Here is a 17,204-nt window from a genome sequence, read left to right as displayed (position 1 = left end):
GTCGCGGCCCATGACCCAGAGCTTCTACGACCGCGTCGCTGGCGAACTGTCCGAGATCGACGCCCAGGGCCTGACCAAGCCCGAACGCATCATCGCCTCGCGCCAGGGGCCTGTGATCCAGGTCGCCGGACGCGACGTGTTGAACTTCTGCGCTAACAACTATCTTGGCCTGGCCGGCGACGAGCGCGTGACCCAGGCCGGGATGGCGGCGCAAGCGAAGTGGGGCGCGGGCACCGCGTCCGTGCGCTTCATCTGCGGCACGCTGGAGATCCACAAGGAACTGGAAGCGGCGATCGCCGCCTATCTCGGTTTCGAGGACGCCATCCTGTTCGCCGCCGCCTTCGACGCCAACGGCGGTCTGTTCGAGCCGCTGCTGGGCGAGAACGACGCCATCGTCTCCGACAGCCTGAACCACGCCTCGATCATCGACGGAGTTCGGCTGTGCAAGGCCAAACGCTATCGGTTCGCCAACTCCGACATGGACGAGTTGGAAAGCCGTCTGAAGGAGGCCCGCGCGGCCGGCGCACGCGACATCATCATCGCCACCGACGGCGCCTTCTCGATGGACGGCTATATCGCCAAGCTGGACGAGATCCGGGTGCTGGCCGACAGATACGACGCCCTGATCATGGTCGACGACTGCCACGCGACCGGCTTCCTGGGTCCGCAAGGCAAGGGCTCGTTCGCCCATCACGGGGTCGAGGTCGATTTCGTCACCGGCACCTTCGGCAAGGCCTTGGGCGGCGCCATGGGCGGCTTCATCTGCGCCAGGAAGTCTGTGGTCGAACTGCTGAAACAGCGGGCGCGGCCCTATCTGTTCTCCAACGCCCTGGCGCCAGCGGTCTGTGGCTCCAGCCTGGAGGCGATCCGTATCGCGCAAGGGTCGGAGGGCGATGCGTTGCGCACCCGTCTGTCGGCCAACGCCCATCGCTATCGCGGAGCCATGTCGGACGCAGGGTTCACCCTGCTGGACGGCGAACATCCGATCGTCCCGGTCATGCTGGGCGACGCCAAGCTGGCGCAGGATTTCGCGGCTCGGGCGCTGGAGCTGGGCGTCTATGTGATCGGCTTCAGCTTCCCCGTCGTGCCGCGCGGCCAGGCCCGCATCCGCACGCAGATGTCAGCGGCGCATAGCTTCGATCAGATCGACCGGACGGTCGAAGTGTTCACTCAGGCGGGACGGGAACTGGGCGTCATTTAGCCCCTTTCGCCGGCCATCGACAAAGACAAGGCGGCGAGGAGGCGTGGGGCCTCAGCCGCAGGTTTCGGGATGAACCCGGAGCTGTGATTTCAGGGAGTTAAGAGTATGACCGACACGATGAAGGCCCTGGCCAAGACCGCGCCCGGCATCGGCCTGGAACTGATCGACGCGCCGGTCCCCGAGGCGGGGCCGGAGGATGTGCTGATCCGGGTGCACCGCACCGCCGTTTGCGGCACCGACATCCACATCTGGAACTGGGACGAGTGGTCCCAGAAGAACGTCCCGACCCCGATGATCACCGGCCACGAGTTCGCCGGCGAGATCGTCGCCATCGGCAAGGACGTGGATCGCCCGCTGAAGATCGGCCAGCGCGTCTCGGCCGAGGGCCACGTCATCGACCTGAACTCCGAAGCGGCCCGCGCCGGTCACTTCCACCTGGACCCCAAGACGCGCGGCATCGGCGTGAACCGCCAGGGCGCCTTCGCCGAGTTCGTGGTGGCCCCGGCCTTCAACGTCATCGAACTGCCGGACGACGTGCCCTATGAGATCGGCTCGATTCTGGATCCGTTTGGCAATGCTGTGCACACAGCCCAGCAGTTCGACCTGCTGGGCGAGGACGTGCTGGTCACAGGCGCCGGCCCCATCGGCATGATGGCCGCGGCCGTGGCGCGTCATGCGGGCGCGCGCACCGTGGTCCTGACCGACATCAACGACTTCCGGCTGGAGCTGGCGCAGAAGGTGGCGCCGGGCGTTCGCACCGTGAATACGACCAAGGAAGACATCCATGATGTCATGAAGGAGCTGGGCCTGAAGGTCGGCTTTGACGTGGCGCTGGAGATGTCGGGTTCGCCCATCGCCTTCAAACAGTGTGTCGATACCCTGATCATGGGCGGCGGCATGGCGCTGCTGGGCATTCCCGGCAAGCCGATGGAAACCGACTGGGGCGCGATCATCCTGAAGGCCCTGACCATCAAGGGCGTCTACGGCCGCGAAATGTTCACCACCTGGCGCAAGATGCTGGGCCTGCTGAAGGCTGGCCTGGACCTGAGCCCGCTGATCACCCACCGCCTAGGCTACGCCGACTACCGCGAAGGCTTCGAAGCCATGAAGTCGGGGCAGTCGGGCAAGGTCGTGCTGGACTGGGACAAGGCCGCCTGAGAGACGAGCACCGCTGATCAGACAGCCAGCAGCTGTTTGATCAGCGCTTTTTCGAACCCCTTGGTCTCCGAACCCGGCAAGGCCTTGGCGATTTCGCCGCTTTCGAACAGGGCGAAGACCTTGGGGTGGACATAGGATGCGCGGCAGACGGTGGGGGTGTTGCCCAACAGGCCCGCGACGGCCTTCACGCAGACGGTGATCTTGCGCTTGGCGTCGGTGGGCGAGGTTGGGGCCTCGGTGTCGCGCAGCGCCCGCGCCGCCGAGACGGTGCCGGCCCAGGTGCGGAAGTCCTTGGCCGAGAACTGCTCGCCCATCGCCTCGCGAATGTAGGCGTTCACGTCATCGGAATCGACCGGGCACAGCGTGCCGTCGGCCGCGCGGTATTTGAACAGTTGCTGGCCGGGCAGGCCTTCGAGCTGCCGCACGACCTTGGCCAGGCGGCGGTCTTTGACGCTGACGCTGTGATCTTTGCCGCTCTTGCCGCGAAACTCAAACGTCAGGGCCGCACCGTCCACGTCGATGTGGCGTTTGTGCAGGGTCGTCAGGCCATAGCTGCGGTTCTGTTTGGCGTAGATGGAGTTGCCGACCCGGATCAGGGTGATCTCCAGCAGGCGTACGGCGGTGGCCAGCACCTTGTCGCGACACACGCCGCGAAGGGCCAGGTCATGTTCGACCTTGTCGCGCAGTTTCCCCAGGTTGCGGGAAAAAGCGGGCAGCTTGTCGAACTTGTTCTCGGAGCGGGCCGTGCTCCAGTCGTTGTGATAGCGGTATTGTTTGCGGCCCTTCACGTCCCGACCGGTGGCTTGGATATGGCCGTTGGCCTTGGGACAGATCCAGACGTCGGTCCAGGCGGGCGGAATAGCCAGGGCGCGGATGCGGGCCAGGGTCTTGGCGTCCGTGACGGTCTTGCCCTTGGCGTCGCGATAGGACCAGCCCTTGCCGGCGCGGCGTCGGGTCAGGCCCGCGAACTCGTCGCTGCAATAGCTGAGGCCTTCGGGGACTTCGGCGGCGATGTCGAAGGCGTGCGATCCGTCGGCCATCAGTCGTTCGCCTTTTCGAGGCGGTCATGCAGCCTTTTGATCCAGCGCTCGGCCGGGTCGCCGCCCCACAGCAGCCAGGCGATATAGCCGGCCGAAGGATCGGTGCGGCTGGCCCAGCCCTTGCCGTCCTTATCCACGGTGTGGCGGGCGAAGTAGCTGTAGATGTCCTTGATGTCCTTGTCCGAGACGGGCTTCTGATCCGCCAACTGATGGGCGCGGCGTACGCCGACCTCGGTGCCGCCCCGGTCGTGCTTGTCGCGCAGGTCGAGACCGCGTTTGGCCTGGGCCGCGACGCCCTTGGGCGGCTTGCGTTGCGCGTCGGTGAGGGTGGTTTTGGCGGCCATCGCATCTTTCCGTACAAGGACTTGGCCCGAACGCCGTGTCTGGCGCGCGAGTTCCGCTTGACCGCGCGGGCCGGGCGCGAGACGAGGCGGCATGAACTATCGCCACAGCTTTCACGCCGGAAACTTCGCCGACCTGGTCAAGCACGCCCTGATGCTGTGGTTGGTGAAAGCGCGGCAGGCGGCGGGGCCGCTGACGGTGTTCGACACCCATGCGGGGGCAGGGCTTTACGATCTGTCGGGGGATGGCGCGCGGTCCATGGAGGCCGAGGCCGGCGTGGCGCGGTTGATGTCCGCCGAGGGGCGGACGCCGCTGATGGACGCGCTGGCGACCGAGGTCGCGACGCTGAATCCTGAGGGCGGGGCGCGGTTCTACCCGGGGTCGCCGTTGCTGATCGCGGACGCGCTGACGCCCGGCGGTCGTTATGTCGGGTTCGAACTGAACCCGCCGGTTCGGGCCATGCTGGCCGAGGCGCTGGCGGGGCGAGCGAACGCCGCAGCGCGCGAGGGCGACGGCTATGCAGCGGTCGGCGCGGAGGCGGCGAAAGTGCGCGGGCCGCTAGTGTTGATCGATCCGCCGTTCGAGAAACCCGACGACTATGTCCGCTCGGCCGAGACCGCGATTTCGGTGGTGAGGCGCGATCCGACGGCGACGGCAGCGATCTGGACGCCGCTGAAGGATCTGGAGACCTTCGACGGCTTTATCCGGCGGCTGCAAGGCAAGGCGGGGTCGACCCTGGTCGCCGAGGCGCGGCTGAGGCCGTTGACCAATCCGATGAAGATGAACGGCTGCGCCATGGTGGTGGTGAATCCGCCGGCGGGCGCGGAAGCGGCTGCGAACGAGATCTGCGGCTGGGTCGCGGGGGCGCTGGGGGAAGCGGGCGGACGGGCGGAGGTCTGGACCTTCTGACCGCAGTCACTAGGTTGGTCGCATGACGCGCATCGCCATTCTGGAAACCGGACACCCGCCGGAGCATCTGAAGGACGATTTCGACGACTATCCGGCGCGGTTTCGTGCCCTGCTGGGCGAGGGCGTGCCGACGACGCGGTTCGACGTGCAGTCGGGGCATCTGCCCGACGATCCGTCGGTCTTCCAAGGGGCCATCGTCACGGGGTCGGCGGCGGGGGTCTATGACGATCTGCCGTGGATCCCGCAGCTTATCGATTGGTTGAGGGCGGCGCGGGGGCGGACGCGGCTGGTCGGCATCTGTTTCGGGCATCAGGCGCTGGCCCATGCGTTCGGCGGGGTGGTGGAGAAGTCGCAAAAGGGCTGGGGCGTGGGGCTGCACCGCTATGACGTGCGTGAGGATGCGCCGTGGATGCATCCGCGGGCGCGCACGATCGCCATTCCCGTGTCGCACCAGGATCAGGTCGTCGCGGTTTCGGATGATGCGCGGGTGATCGCGTCCAGCGGCTTCACGCCCTACGCCGGCCTGGCCTGGGGCGACGATGCGATCTCGTTTCAGTGCCACCCGGAGTTTCAGCCGGACTATGCGGCGGCCCTGATCGAGGGACGGCGCGGGGCGCGCATCCCGCATGATGTGGCGGATCAGGCGATTGACAGTCTGAGGCGGCCCAACGACCGGGCGGTGCTGACCGCCTGGATCCGCGCCTTCCTGTTGCTGACCCCGCCGCCGGTCGAGGATGACGGCAGCGGGATTTAAAGGCCCAGCAGCCGGATCAGCGCCAGCGCCAGCACCACCAAGGCGCCCAGCGACAGGATGACGGCGGCGACGACACGGCCGCCAGCGCGGGCGACGGCGCGGATGTCGGTCTGGAGACCCAAAGCGGCCATGGCGACGACGGTCAGCAGGCTGGAGGCGGCGGCCATAGGCGCCAGCGCGGCCTGCGGGATCAGGTCAAACGAGCGCAGGCCGATCATGACAAGGAAGCCGATGATGAACCAAGGCAGCAGGCGCGACAGGCCGGGCTTTGCAGCGCCGGGCGCACGCTCGCGGAAGATCAGCGACAGGGCGAGGATGACGGGGCCGAGCATCAGCACTCGCACCAGCTTGACCACCGTGCCGGTTTGCGTCGCGACGGCGCCGAAGGGGGCGGCGGCGGCCAGAACCTGCGGCACCGCATAGACGGTCAGACCGGCCAGGGCGCCGTATTGCAGGCCGTTGAGATGGATCAGGCCGCCCAGCAGCGGCAGGGCCAGAACCACGATCACGCCGAATACGGCGGTGAAGGCGATGGAGGCCGCCACCTCTTCGCCGTCCGCGTCGATGACGGGGGCGACGGCGGCGATGGCCGAGTTGCCGCAGATGGCGTTGCCGCAGGCGACCAGCAGGGCCATGCGCGGGTTCAGGCCCAGGGCGCGGCCGACGCCGAAACCGACGACGATGGCGAGCGCGACCAGGGCGAAGATGCCAAGCACGAAGCCGACGCCCAGCGACGACAGGGTGGCGGCGCTGACCGAGGCGCCGAGCAGGACAACCGCGACCTCCAGCAGGGTCTTGGCCGAGAAGTCGATGCCGGCCTTGAACCGCACGTCGGGCGTCCAGGCGGTGCGGACGGCGGCGCCCAGCAGTATGGCCAACACTAGCGGCTCCAGCCAGACATGGCCGATCACGTCGCGCTCGATGCTGGTCAGGCCGATGGCCGCCAGCGTCACCAGCAGGCACAGCATGACGCCCGGCCGGATCGTGCGCCCGAACGCCGTCGCTGACGCCATGGACGGTGTGTGCGCGGACGCGGGCAGGGCGGCGGACTTCATCGTCAAGCGTGATGCGCCAACCCTCGACGGCCGTCCAACGGATAGTTATGCTCGTTTCAATCCGATTTGGAGATCAATCGTGACCCTGGAACGCTTGCGTATCTTCGTCGCTGTCGCCGAGCGTGACCACGTGACGGCGGCGGCGCGGGCGCTGAGTCTGACCCAGTCGGCCGTGTCGAACGCCCTGGCGGCGTTGGAAGCCGAGCATGACGTGCGGCTATTTGATCGGGTCGGTCGGGGCGTCGTATTGAACGAGACCGGTCGCGCCTTCCTGCCCGAGGCCAAGGCGGTGCTGGCGCGAGCGGCGGCGGCCGAGGCGGCGCTGGCGGACATGAGCGCCCTGCGGCGCGGGCGTCTGGCGGTGTTCGCCAGCCAGACCATCGCCAGCTACTGGCTGCCGCGCCGGCTGGTGGATTTCCATACGGCCTATCCCGGCGTCGAACTGGCCGTCGAGATCGGCAACACGCGCGAGGCGGCGCAGGCGGTGCTGAGCGGCGCCGCCGAGATCGGCCTGGTCGAGGGGGCGGTGGACGAGCCGGCCCTGTCCCAGGTCCAGGTGGGGTCGGACCGGCTGGCCGTGCTGGTGACGCCGGACCATCCGTGGGCGACGCGACGTCGGCTGGAGGCGAAGGATCTGGCGGGCCAGCCATGGGTGTTGCGCGAAGTCGGATCGGGCACGCGATCGACCCTGGAGGCGGCGGTGCGGGACATGGGGGTCGATCCCGCGACCCTGTCGGTGTCGATGACCCTGCCGTCGAACGAGGCCGTGCTGGCGGCGGCCGAGGCGGGGGCGGGGGCCACGGCCCTGTCGGAAAGCGTGGCCTATGCGTCCGTGGCCGCCGGGCGGCTGGTGACGGCGCCCTTCACCCTGCCCGAGCGACCGTTTCGCCTGTTACGACACCGCGAACGGTATCGCAGCCGGGCCGGCGACGTGTTCGTCGAGGCGATGGGGTAAATCTCCCCAATCCCGCTCATCCCCGCGAAAGCGGAGACCCAGTCCTTTGGGCGATCAATGTTTGGGTGGGTTCGAGGCTGTCATCCAGACAATCGTGCGAGCGACAACATTGGGTTCCCGCTTTCGCGGGGATGAACGGATCTATTTTAGGGCCACTTCACCACCGGGGGCATGGATGACAGGATCGAGTCGACGTTGCCGCCGGTCTTCAGGCCGAACATGGTGCCGCGGTCGTAGAGCAGGTTGAACTCGACGTAGCGGCCCCGGCGGATCAGCTGTTCCTCGCGCTCCTCGGCCGTCCAGGGCTCGGCCATGCGGCCGGCGACGATTCGAGGGTACACATCCAGGAAGGCCAGGCCGATGTCGCGGGTGAAGGCGAAGTCGCGGTCATAGTCGCCGCTGTCGTGATGGTCATAGAAGACGCCGCCGGTGCCGCGCGGCTCCTTGCGATGAGGCAGATAGAAATACTCGTCGCACCAGGCCTTGTATTTGGCGTGCCAGGTCGGGTCGTGGGCGTCGCAGGCGGCCTGCATGGCGGCGTGGAAGGCCACGGTGTCGGGGTGATCCTGACGACGATCCGCCATCAGCACGGGCGTCAGGTCACCGCCGCCGCCGAACCAGCTCTTGGTCGTGGCGATGAAGCGGGTGTTCATATGAACGGCCGGGATGCGCGGGCTGACGGGGTGGCAGATCAGGCTGATCCCCGTCGCGAAGAAGCGCGGATCGACGTCGGCGCCGGGCACGGTCTTGGCGTAGTCGGCGGGGAAGGCGCCATGCACCGTCGAGACATGGACGCCGACCTTTTCGAAGAGGCGACCGTGCATCATGCCCATGACGCCCCCGCCGCCCTCTGGCCGTTCCCATGCGGTTCTGACGAAGCGTCCGGGTTCGCCGGGGAACAGGTCGGCGGGGGCGGCATCCTCCAGCGCCTCGAAGGCGGCGTGGATGCGGTCGCGCAGATGTTCGAACCAGGCGCGGGTCTCGACCTTCTTCAGGTCGAGCGGATCGGAGAAGACGGCGTCGCTCATGGCGCGCTTGAACCACGTCGCGGCGGCGGCGTCATCCGGACAGGTTGTCATAAGCAGAATCGCGGGCGCTAATGGCCGCCTGCCGTTTTCAGGAAGCCCGCCCATGATCCGCCGTCTCGTCTCTGTCGCCGTCACCTCGCTCGCGCTGGGAGGGGCGGCCCAGGCCCAGGACGCCGATGAGGCGCGAGTGATGGAGATTTTGAAGACCACGCCGCTGATCGACGGGCACAACGACCTGCCGTGGGCGCTGCGACAGCAGTACGGAAATGACGTTTACGCCGTTGATCTGACGGAGAATCTGGCGGCGTCGACCAAATTGCATACCGACATCGCGCGCCTGCGGGCCGGGGGTGTCGGAGGGCAGTTCTGGTCCGTCTATGTGCCCGCCAGCCTGACGCCGCTGGAGGCGGTCGAGGAAACCTTTGAGCAGATCGATACGGCCAAGCGCATCATCGCCGCCCACCCCGACACCTTCGGCCTGGCGACCACGGCGGACGAGGTGGATGCGGTGTTCAAGTCGGGTCGGATCGCCAGCCTAATCGGGATGGAGGGCGGCTATTCGATTGACGATTCCCTGGCCCTGCTGCGTGAGTTCTACCGCGCCGGCGCGCGCTACATGACGCTGACCCACTCCAAGACCACGACCTGGGCCGACAGCGCGACGGACGCGCCGAAATGGGGCGGGCTCAGCCCGTTCGGGGAAGAGGTGGTCAAAGAGATGAACCGGCTGGGCATGATGGTCGACCTCAGCCATGTCTCCGAGGAGACGATGCTGGACGCCATGCGCGTGTCCGATACGCCGGTGATCTTCTCTCATTCGTCGGCGCGGGCGGTGACGGATCATCCGCGCAACGTGCCGGATCGGGTGCTGCGGATGATGCCCCAGGACGGCGGCATCGTGATGATCAACCTGGCCCCCGGTTTCGTGTCCGAGGCGGTGCGGGCCTGGAACGGAGCCAAGGCGGGCGAGGAGGCGCGGCTAAAGACCCTGAACCCCGGCGATCCCGGCGCGGTCGAGGCCGGGCTGACGGCCTGGACCGCCGCCTATCCGACGCCTCAGGCGACCTTGGCCGACGTGGTGGCGCATATTCAGCACGTGCGCGAAGTGGCGGGCATCGACCACATCGGACTGGGCGCCGACTTCGACGGCATCGGCAGCCTGCCGGAAGGCATGGGCGGGGTGGACGCCTATCCGCGCATCCTGGCGGCCCTGATGGAGGCGGGCTGGACCGAGGCCGACATCCGCAAGATCGCCGGCGAAAACCTGCTGCGGGTCATGCGGGCGGTCGAGGCCGTGGCGGCGTCAAAGGCCGGCGAGCGGCCGTCGATGGCGCGGCTGGAGCCTGCCTCGGCTCAGAACTAACCGACCCCGCCGGTCTGGCGCAGGCCTTCCCACAGGGCGATCCCGGCGGTGACCGACAGGTTCAGCGAGCGGGCGTCGGGTCGCAGCGGCACGACGACACGCGCGTCGGCGGCGGCGTGGACATAGTCGGGCGCGCCGGCGCTTTCCTTGCCGAACAGCAGGGTGTCGTCGGGCTGGAACACGAAATCGGGCAGGGGCGTCGCGCCCTTGGTCGTAAGCAGCACCAGCCGCCCGGCCGGACGATCCGCCTGAAACGCATCCCAGTCGGCGTGGCGGGTCATGTGGGACAGCGGGCCGTAGTCGAGCGCCGCGCGCTTCATGGCGCGGTCGTCGAAACGGAAGCCCGTCGGCTCAATCACATGTAGATCGACGCCGAAACAGGCCGACAATCGGATGCAGGCTCCGACGTTCTGAGGAATGTCCGGTTGAAAAAGGGCGAGACGCATTCTAAGGCCTGACATACGCGCGGCGAGGGGGTTTGTCGCGGTCTGTTTGCGAGCGTTTCGCAAGAAACGTCAGCAGCTTGCGTCCAAACGGGCGCAAGTCACGGGCCGTCGGGGATTCCCGGCGTCTTTTGTTGGTTCGTGCCGTGGCTGGGGACGCCCTTGAGGGTCTTCTGCGGCGTTCGAGAGGTGGAAACGTGGCCGAATCGGTCGTGCATACGGAAGACGGTCACAGCCCTGAGGGCGGTGATCCCAATCGTCGGGACTTTATCTACATCGCAGCGGGCGCCGCAGCGGTCGGCGCGGGCGCCATGATCGCCTGGCCGCTGATCAACCAGATGAATCCGGCGGCCGATACGCTGGCGCTGGCGTCGATCGAGTTCGACCTGACCAAGGTTCAGGAAGGCCAGCAGGTCGTCATCAAATGGCAGGGCAAGCCGGTGTTCGTGCGTTACCGCACCCCGGCCGAGCTGCAGAAGGTCATTGCGGACGACAACGCGCCTGACCTGAAACAGCCCCAGACCGACGCCGAGCGCACCAAGCCCGGTCACGAGAAATATCTGGTCGTCATCGGTTCGTGCACGCACCTGGGCTGCGTGCCAACCTTCGGCGCGGGTGATTACGGCGGCTGGTTCTGCCCCTGCCACGGCTCGCACTACGACGCCTCAGGCCGCATTCGTAAGGGGCCGGCGCCTCTGAACCTGGTGGTGCCGGAATACGATTATCTGTCCGACACCCGCGTCAAGATCGGCTGAGGACCAAGGGGGAATCATGAGCGATCACGAGAGCACCTACGTCCCGAAGACGGGCGTCGAGAAGTGGCTGGACACCCGGCTGCCGATCATCCGTTTCGGCGCGGACTACATGTCCCTGCCGACGCCGCGGAACCTGAACTACTGGTGGACCTTCGGCGGCATCCTGGCCCTGTGCCTGATGACGCAGATCGTCACCGGCATCGTTCTGGCCATGCACTATACGCCGAACGTCGACCTGGCCTTCGCCTCGGTCGAGCGCATCATGCGCGACGTGAACGGCGGCTGGCTGATCCGCTACGTCCACGCCAACGGCGCGTCGATGTTCTTCATCGCCGTCTATCTGCACATGCTGCGCGGCCTCTACTACGGCTCGTACAAGGCGCCGCGCGAGATGATCTGGATCATCGGCTGCGTGATCTTCTTCCTGATGATCGCCACCGCCTTCCTGGGCTACGTCCTGCCTTGGGGCCAGATGTCGTTCTGGGGCGCGGAGGTCATCACCAACCTGATCGGCGCCATCCCGGTGCTGGGCGAGCCGATCCTAATTTGGCTGCGCGGCGGCCCGGCGATCGACAATGCGACGCTGAACCGCTTCTTCTCGCTGCACTATCTGCTGCCGTTCGCCATCCTGGGCTGCGTCGTGCTGCACCTTTGGGCGCTGCACTCGGCCGGTCAGAACAATCCGGTCGGCATCCTGATCCCGAAGGATCGGGAGAAGAAGGACACGCTGCCCTTCCACCCGTATTTCACGGTCAAGGACGGCTTTGCGATCATCCTGTTCCTGATCCTGTTCGCCATCTTCGTCTTCTATCAGCCGAACGCCCTGGGCCACGCCGACAACTACATCCCGGCCAACCCGCTGCAGACGCCGGCGCACATCGTGCCCGAGTGGTACATGCTGCCCTTCTACGCGATCCTGCGCGCCATCCCGGACAAGTTCGGTGGCGTGGTGGCGATGTTCAGCGCCATCGGCGTGCTGTTCGTCCTGCCCTGGCTGGATACGTCCAAGGTGCGCTCGATGCGCTATCGCCCGACGATGCGGACCTTCTTCATCATCTTCCTGGTGGTGGGCGTGGGCCTGGGCTGGTGCGGTGGTCAGCTGCCTGACGCGCCGGTGATTGGGTCGTTCAGGACCTTCACCCTGATCGACGGCGACCTGAACTCCTATCTGTGGCTGACGCGCGTCTTCACCCTGTACTACTTCGTCTTCTTCCTGATCATCATGCCGTTGGTCGGGTTGAAAGAGCAGCCGCTGCCGATCCCGGCGACGATCTCCGAGCCGGTCCTGACCGGCGCCGGCGCCGTCGAGCACAAGGTCTGAAAATCATGACGATTGGAATGAAGACCGTGTCGTTCAAGACGATCATCGCCTCGGCAGCCATCGCGCTGGGCCTGTTGAGCGCGGCCGCTCCCGCTATGGCGGCAGGCGCCGCCGCCCATCCGCGGTCTGGCGGGTTCAGCTTCGAGGGGCCGTTCGGCACCTATGACCAGGGCCAGCTTCAACGCGGCTACAAGGTCTATCACGAGGTCTGCGCCGCCTGTCACAGCATGAACCTTATGCACTATCGGAACTTGGGCGACCGTCATGGGCCGTTCTGGAATCCGAAGTATCCGAACCCGAACGACAACCCTGTCGTGAAGGCTCTGGCCAAGGAAAATCAGGTCGGCGACATCGACAGCGAGACCGGCGAGGCGATCCAGCGCGACGCCACGCCCGCCGACAAGTTCCGCGCCCCCTATCCGAACGCCACGGCGGCGGCGGCGGGCAATGGCGGCGCAGCGCCGCCTGACTTGTCGGTCATGGCCAAGGCCCGTCACGACGGCGCGAACTACATCTATTCGCTGCTGTCGGGCTACAAGGCCGCGCCGGCCGGCCTGCAGATCCGCGAGGGTCAGCACTACAACCCCTATATGGCCGGCGACCTGACGCCGTTCTGGACCGGCGATCACAAGCACGTTCCGCCCGGCGGCTTCATCGCCATGCCGCCGCCGCTTCAGAACGGTCAAGTGACCTATGACGACGGCTCGCCGCAGACGGTCGATCAATACGCCAAGGACGTGGCGGCCTTCATCGCCTGGACGTCCGAGCCGAAGATGGTCGAGCGCAAGCAGGCCGGTCTGGGCGTGATGATCTATCTGCTGCTGTTCGCCGGCATCACCTATGTCGCCTACCGCCGCATCTGGAAGGGCGTCGCCCACTAAGGGCATCGCCGCCGGATCGAAACCGTAAGCCCGCCGAGGTTCGCCTCGGCGGGCTTTTTCGTTTGCGGATCATCATGGCACGGGCTCGGAACCAGTAAGGTGAACTAACTGAAGTTGATTTCTGTCGCCTTGAGGTAGCGCGTGTTCGCGACCTGTGCCTTAATCGCTGACGCAGTTCGGGAGGTGACAATGTTGATGATGGTTCTCGTCTTGGCGATGACGGTCTCCCCCGCGCAGCAAACCGCCACACCGGCGCCCTCGAATTCGCAGGTCATCTACGCAGTCGGCGGCCTCGCGCGTTTCGAAGACAATGACCGTCGCCTGATCGTCGAAAACGAGCGGCGTGATCAAATCCAGCGTTGGCGGCAGGTGGTTATCAACCAGCGCTTCGAGCTGGCTGATAAACTCGATCGTCTGATCGCCAGCGGCGATTGCGAAGCTGCGCGCGATCTGGCCGTCCGCGGTCGTTATGCTGATATTCGCGAGGCCGTGACAAAAACCTGCGACGCTCGCGAGAGCCCCGTTCCACGCTGACGGAAGGCGCGTTTGTATCGACAGCTGGATGATCGCCCCCTAGGGTCGCGCATCGTTTCTGGCTGTGGGGCCTTCAGTTCATGCGTCTTGTCTCTTCTTTCGCCGCCGTTCTTTTGGCGAGCGTCGCCTTGTCTGCCTGCGCCACGGCGTCTGATCCCGCTACGGTTGATACGGTCCCAGACTTTGATGCGGCTCGGATCTCGCAGGACATCAAGACGCTGTCGGACGACAGCTTCGAGGGCAGGGGCATCGCCACCCCAGCCGAGGAAAAGGTCATCCGCTATCTGAGCGAAGGCTACGCCGCCGCCGGGTTCGAGCCGGGCGGGCCGAACGGCCAGTGGACGCAGGACGTGATCCTGAATCGCTTCACGCAGTCCAATGTGCGGGCCTCGCTGAAGCTGGGCGACTGGACCCTGCCGATGACGCAAGGGCGAGAGGTCGCCATCTCGACCCGCCGCCCGGCCGAACACGTCAGCCTGAAGGACGCGCCGCTGGTCTTCGTCGGCTACGGCATCAACGCGCCCGAGCGTCAGTGGAACGACTTCAAGGGCCAGGACCTGCGCGGCAAGATCCTGGTCGTGCTGGTCAATGACGCCGACTTTGAAGAGCCGGCGCTGAACACCTTTGGCGGCAAGGCCATGACCTATTACGGCCGCTGGACCTACAAATACGACGAGGCGGCCAAACAGGGCGCGGCGGGCGTGCTGATCGTGCACGAGACGGCGCCGGCGTCTTACGGCTGGCAGACGGTCGCCAACTCCTGGGGCGTATCGCAGTTCGACATCCTGCGCCAGAATGCGGCGGCCGAGCGCGTGCCGATGGAGGGCTGGATTCAGCGTGACGTGGCGATCGACCTGTTCCGCCGCGCGGGTCTGGATTTCGAGGCGCTAAAGGTCCAGGCGCGCAGCCGCGACTTCCAGCCCGTCGCCCTGACCGGCGCGTCCTTCTCGACCGATTTCGACGTGGCCACCAATCAGGTCACCAGCCACAACGTCATCGCCCGCCTGCCGGGCACGACCCATCCGGACGAGACGATCCTCTATACCGCCCACTGGGATCACATCGGCATGGGCGAGCCGGACGCGACCGGCGACCGCATCTTCAACGGGGCGGTGGACAACGCCTCGGGCACGGCGGGTCTGCTGGAGCTGGCGCGCATATTCGGTCGGGCGCCGCGCACTGAACGCTCCGTCGTGATGATCAGCTTCACCGGCGAGGAAAGCGGCCTGCTGGGTTCGGAATACTATGCGGTGAACCCGGTCTATCCGCTGGCCAAGACGGTGGGCGGGTTCAACATGGACTCGATGAACGTCTATGGCCGCGTCACGGGGCTGGGCGTCACCGGATATGGCCAGTCGGACTTCGACGAGCGTCTGGCGGCGGCGGTCCAGCCCCAGGGGCGGTCATTGGTGCCGGATTACGAGAATGCGGCCGGCACCTATTACCGCTCGGACCACTTCCCGCTGGCCAAGCGCGGCGTGCCGATGGCCTATGCCGGCAGCCGTGGCGAATTCCGCGACGAACCGATCGCCGCGCGCGAGGCGGCGCGATCGGAATACGGCGCCAAACGCTATCACCAGGCCGCGGATGAGTGGTCGCCCGACTGGGACTACAGCGGCATGATCGAGGATCTGACGGTCTTCTATGACGTCGGTCGCGCCCTGGCGAACGGTCGCGACTGGCCGCAGTGGAAGTCGGGTTCGGAGTTCGCGCCGGTGCGCGCGACGACGGCGTCCGAACGCCGCTAGCCTTTTCACAAATTGAGATGGGGCGGGGAGGAATCTCCGCCCCCTTTGCCATCCCGCCTGTCGAGTCAGTTCAATGATCCATCGCCGTTCACCCCTCGTCGCCCTCGCGGCGCTCGCGCTCGCCGCTTGCGCGACCACGCCGGTCGCATCGCCGGCGCCCAAGCTGGACGCCTTCGCCGTCGCCTCGGCTGCGACGCCTCAGTTCAGCGCCCAGCGCCTGTCGGACCACATCAAATATCTGGCGTCGGACGAGATGGAGGGCCGGTTCCCCGGCCTGATCGGCGAACGGCTGACCCTGGCCTATCTGCAGGCGCAGTATGAGGCGATGGGGCTGGAGCCGGGCGGGCGCAACGGGTCATGGCTGCAGCCCGTTGATCTGGTGCGGTTCACGCCAGAACGGGCGCCGACGGCGTCCTGGACCGGGGCGGACGGCATGGCGCACCCGCTGGTTTCGGGGACGGACATCACCCTGCGCGCCGGGTCGGCGGAACCGATCGTGACGGCCGAGGCGCCGCTCGTCTTCGCCGGTTACGGCATTTCGGGCCCGACCTGGGACGACTATGGCAGTGCGGACCTGACCGGCAAGGTCGTGGTCATTCTGCGCGGCCAACCGGCGGTCATGGGCGAGGATCCCAACTTCTACGGCTCGACCACACACAAGACCCAGGAGGCGTTGAAGCGGGGCGCCGTGGGCGTCATCACGCTACAGGACCAGGACAACCGCTGGCGTCGCGCCGTGGGCGGGGCGACCCGGCCGCAGATGACGGTCAACGGCGCGCATGACCCGCGGTTCAGCGGATCCATCAACATGGCCACGGCGACGAGGATCGGCGGCGCGGCCCTGGAAGCCGCCGTCGAGCGGGCGAAGACGACCGCCTTGGGCGGCGTTCTGGATTTGGGCGCGCGGCTCAGCGTCGATATCGCCGAGACGACCGAAGTCATCCATTCCAACAACCTGCTGGCCAAGATTCCCGGCACGGAGCGGCCTGACGAATATGTCTTCTACTCCGCCCACTGGGATCACGTCGGCAAGGCCCGGACGCCCAACGCCGAGGGCGACGACATTTTCAACGGCGCCTGGGATAATGCGTCGGGGACGGCCGGTCTGATCGAGATGGCGCGGGCGTTCAAGGCCGGGCCGGCGCCGAAGCGCACCGTAATCTTCCTGCACGTCACGGCCGAAGAGCAGGGGCTATTGGGGTCGGAGGCCTATGCCGCCGATCCGGTCTATCCGCTTGCCAGGACGGCGGCCGACATCAACATCGACATGCTGCCCTTCACGCCGGCGACGCGCGACGTGGCGGTGTTCGGCGTCGGCAAGTCCGAGCTGGAGGACATCTTGGGCCGGTTCGCGGCCGTGCAGGGGCGGGTGGTGACGGGCGACGGCTATCCGGAGGAAGGCTTCTACTACCGCTCCGACCATTTCAACTTCGCGGCCGGAGGGGTGCCGGCGCTGATGCCTTGGACGGGCCGTGATTTCGTCGAGGGCGGGATCGAGGCAGGCAAGCCCTATTACGAGGGGGCGATGGCCAAATATTATCACAAGCTGACCGACGAATGGCGGGCCGACTATGACTTCACGGCCGCCTTGCAGAACCTGGACCTGCTGTATCGGCTGGGGCTGACGGTGGCCGACAGCGAAAGCTGGCCCGCGTGGAAGCCGACCGCCGAGTTCAACGCCATCCGCGACCGCACGGCCGATCAAAGGCGCTAGGTC

General features: G+C 66.6%; 17 protein-coding genes. 12 read left to right on the top strand and 5 right to left on the bottom strand.

Annotation, left to right across the window (positions count from 1 at the left end):
- Positions 1-10 precede the first annotated feature (10 nt).
- Together KAK88_RS12940 and tdh are read left to right on the top strand one after the other, a co-directional pair.
- Positions 11-1,201 (top strand): glycine C-acetyltransferase, encoded by a 1,191-nt coding sequence (locus KAK88_RS12940; protein WP_242076914.1) that lies wholly within the window; start codon positions 11-13, stop codon positions 1,199-1,201.
- Positions 1,202-1,306: 105 nt separating this feature from the next.
- A complete protein-coding gene (gene tdh / locus KAK88_RS12935) occupies positions 1,307-2,359 on the top strand; it encodes an L-threonine 3-dehydrogenase (RefSeq protein ID WP_242076913.1) in 1,053 nt (350 codons plus the stop codon).
- A 17-nt stretch (positions 2,360-2,376) separates the two neighbouring features.
- On the opposite strand, the gene KAK88_RS12930 is transcribed toward tdh, so the two are convergent.
- Positions 2,377-3,399: a DNA topoisomerase IB gene (locus KAK88_RS12930; protein ID WP_242076912.1), complete on the bottom strand. Its 1,023-nt coding sequence runs from the start codon at positions 3,397-3,399 to the stop codon at positions 2,377-2,379.
- Positions 3,399-3,743: a hypothetical protein gene (locus KAK88_RS12925; RefSeq protein ID WP_242076911.1), complete on the bottom strand. Its 345-nt coding sequence runs from the start codon at positions 3,741-3,743 to the stop codon at positions 3,399-3,401. Before KAK88_RS12925 ends, KAK88_RS12930 begins: the two co-directional genes overlap by 1 nt.
- 91 nt (positions 3,744-3,834) lie before the next feature.
- Between KAK88_RS12925 and rlmJ the strand changes: the two genes are divergently transcribed.
- Together rlmJ and KAK88_RS12915 are read left to right on the top strand one after the other, a co-directional pair.
- Positions 3,835-4,650 carry a 23S rRNA (adenine(2030)-N(6))-methyltransferase RlmJ gene (gene rlmJ / locus KAK88_RS12920; RefSeq protein WP_242076910.1) on the top strand — a complete coding sequence of 272 codons (816 nt, stop codon included), beginning with the start codon at positions 3,835-3,837 and terminating at the stop codon, positions 4,648-4,650.
- A gap of 22 nt (positions 4,651-4,672) precedes the next feature.
- A complete protein-coding gene (locus KAK88_RS12915; RefSeq protein ID WP_242076909.1) occupies positions 4,673-5,404 on the top strand; it encodes a glutamine amidotransferase-related protein in 732 nt (243 codons plus the stop codon).
- Here the strand turns inward: KAK88_RS12915 and KAK88_RS12910 are convergent.
- A complete protein-coding gene (locus tag KAK88_RS12910; RefSeq protein WP_242078601.1) occupies positions 5,401-6,459 on the bottom strand; it encodes a YeiH family protein in 1,059 nt (352 codons plus the stop codon). The two genes, KAK88_RS12915 and KAK88_RS12910, sit on opposite strands and share 4 nt — an antisense overlap.
- 79 nt (positions 6,460-6,538) lie before the next feature.
- Here KAK88_RS12910 and KAK88_RS12905 point away from each other — a divergent pair, with 79 nt between their 5' ends.
- The gene (locus tag KAK88_RS12905; RefSeq protein ID WP_242076908.1) at positions 6,539-7,414 is read left to right on the top strand and encodes a LysR family transcriptional regulator; all 876 of its coding nucleotides are present in this window, start codon (positions 6,539-6,541) and stop codon (positions 7,412-7,414) included.
- 146 nt (positions 7,415-7,560) lie between these two features.
- Here KAK88_RS12905 and hemF read toward each other — a convergent pair whose 3' ends face one another.
- Complete coding sequence (hemF, locus tag KAK88_RS12900; RefSeq protein WP_242078600.1) at positions 7,561-8,442, bottom strand: oxygen-dependent coproporphyrinogen oxidase; 882 nt, start codon at positions 8,440-8,442, stop codon at positions 7,561-7,563.
- 103 nt (positions 8,443-8,545) lie between these two features.
- Here hemF and KAK88_RS12895 point away from each other — a divergent pair, with 103 nt between their 5' ends.
- The gene (locus tag KAK88_RS12895) at positions 8,546-9,805 is read left to right on the top strand and encodes a dipeptidase (RefSeq protein WP_242076907.1); all 1,260 of its coding nucleotides are present in this window, start codon (positions 8,546-8,548) and stop codon (positions 9,803-9,805) included.
- On the opposite strand, the gene KAK88_RS12890 is transcribed toward KAK88_RS12895, so the two are convergent.
- Complete coding sequence (locus tag KAK88_RS12890) at positions 9,802-10,251, bottom strand: tRNA (cytidine(34)-2'-O)-methyltransferase (protein ID WP_242076906.1); 450 nt, start codon at positions 10,249-10,251, stop codon at positions 9,802-9,804. The genes KAK88_RS12895 and KAK88_RS12890 overlap by 4 nt on opposite strands.
- Before the next feature lie 194 nt (positions 10,252-10,445).
- Here KAK88_RS12890 and petA point away from each other — a divergent pair, with 194 nt between their 5' ends.
- The 6 genes from petA (at position 10,446) to KAK88_RS12860 (ending at position 17,201) form a co-directional block, all read left to right on the top strand.
- Positions 10,446-11,003 carry a ubiquinol-cytochrome c reductase iron-sulfur subunit gene (gene petA / locus KAK88_RS12885; protein ID WP_039245599.1) on the top strand — a complete coding sequence of 186 codons (558 nt, stop codon included), beginning with the start codon at positions 10,446-10,448 and terminating at the stop codon, positions 11,001-11,003.
- Between the two features lie 16 nt (positions 11,004-11,019).
- A complete protein-coding gene (locus KAK88_RS12880) occupies positions 11,020-12,324 on the top strand; it encodes a cytochrome b (protein WP_242076905.1) in 1,305 nt (434 codons plus the stop codon).
- Between the two features lie 5 nt (positions 12,325-12,329).
- Positions 12,330-13,205, top strand: coding sequence for a cytochrome c1 (locus KAK88_RS12875; protein WP_242076904.1), 876 nt, complete (start codon positions 12,330-12,332; stop codon positions 13,203-13,205).
- A gap of 189 nt (positions 13,206-13,394) precedes the next feature.
- Entirely contained in the window at positions 13,395-13,739 is a 345-nt protein-coding gene (locus KAK88_RS12870; protein WP_242076903.1) for a hypothetical protein, read from the top strand.
- Positions 13,740-13,819: 80 nt separating this feature from the next.
- Positions 13,820-15,487 carry a M28 family metallopeptidase gene (locus tag KAK88_RS12865; protein ID WP_431307189.1) on the top strand — a complete coding sequence of 556 codons (1,668 nt, stop codon included), beginning with the start codon at positions 13,820-13,822 and terminating at the stop codon, positions 15,485-15,487.
- 73 nt (positions 15,488-15,560) lie between these two features.
- On the top strand, positions 15,561-17,201 hold the full coding sequence (locus KAK88_RS12860) for a M28 family peptidase (RefSeq protein WP_242076901.1): 1,641 nt from the start codon (positions 15,561-15,563) through the stop codon (positions 17,199-17,201).
- Positions 17,202-17,204: the final 3 nt, after the last annotated feature.

The sequence above is a fragment of the Brevundimonas diminuta genome, assembly GCF_022654015.1.
Taxonomy (GTDB): domain Bacteria; phylum Pseudomonadota; class Alphaproteobacteria; order Caulobacterales; family Caulobacteraceae; genus Brevundimonas; species Brevundimonas diminuta_C.
The sequence above is the reverse complement of the archived record's forward strand: the minus strand, read 5'-3'. Positions and strand labels throughout refer to the sequence as shown.

Coding starts and splice junctions, on each gene's coding strand:
- KAK88_RS12940 (WP_242076914.1), top strand. CDS start 11: ATGACCCAGAGCTTCTACGACCGCGTCGCTGGCGAACTGTCCGAGATC.
- tdh (WP_242076913.1), top strand. CDS start 1,307: ATGACCGACACGATGAAGGCCCTGGCCAAGACCGCGCCCGGCATCGGC.
- KAK88_RS12930 (WP_242076912.1), bottom strand. CDS start 3,399: ATGGCCGACGGATCGCACGCCTTCGACATCGCCGCCGAAGTCCCCGAA.
- KAK88_RS12925 (WP_242076911.1), bottom strand. CDS start 3,743: ATGGCCGCCAAAACCACCCTCACCGACGCGCAACGCAAGCCGCCCAAG.
- rlmJ (WP_242076910.1), top strand. CDS start 3,835: ATGAACTATCGCCACAGCTTTCACGCCGGAAACTTCGCCGACCTGGTC.
- KAK88_RS12915 (WP_242076909.1), top strand. CDS start 4,673: ATGACGCGCATCGCCATTCTGGAAACCGGACACCCGCCGGAGCATCTG.
- KAK88_RS12910 (WP_242078601.1), bottom strand. CDS start 6,459: ATGAAGTCCGCCGCCCTGCCCGCGTCCGCGCACACACCGTCCATGGCG.
- hemF (WP_242078600.1), bottom strand. CDS start 8,442: ATGAGCGACGCCGTCTTCTCCGATCCGCTCGACCTGAAGAAGGTCGAG.
- KAK88_RS12895 (WP_242076907.1), top strand. CDS start 8,546: ATGATCCGCCGTCTCGTCTCTGTCGCCGTCACCTCGCTCGCGCTGGGA.
- KAK88_RS12890 (WP_242076906.1), bottom strand. CDS start 10,251: ATGCGTCTCGCCCTTTTTCAACCGGACATTCCTCAGAACGTCGGAGCC.
- KAK88_RS12880 (WP_242076905.1), top strand. CDS start 11,020: ATGAGCGATCACGAGAGCACCTACGTCCCGAAGACGGGCGTCGAGAAG.
- KAK88_RS12875 (WP_242076904.1), top strand. CDS start 12,330: ATGACGATTGGAATGAAGACCGTGTCGTTCAAGACGATCATCGCCTCG.
- KAK88_RS12870 (WP_242076903.1), top strand. CDS start 13,395: ATGTTGATGATGGTTCTCGTCTTGGCGATGACGGTCTCCCCCGCGCAG.
- KAK88_RS12865 (WP_431307189.1), top strand. CDS start 13,820: ATGCGTCTTGTCTCTTCTTTCGCCGCCGTTCTTTTGGCGAGCGTCGCC.
- KAK88_RS12860 (WP_242076901.1), top strand. CDS start 15,561: ATGATCCATCGCCGTTCACCCCTCGTCGCCCTCGCGGCGCTCGCGCTC.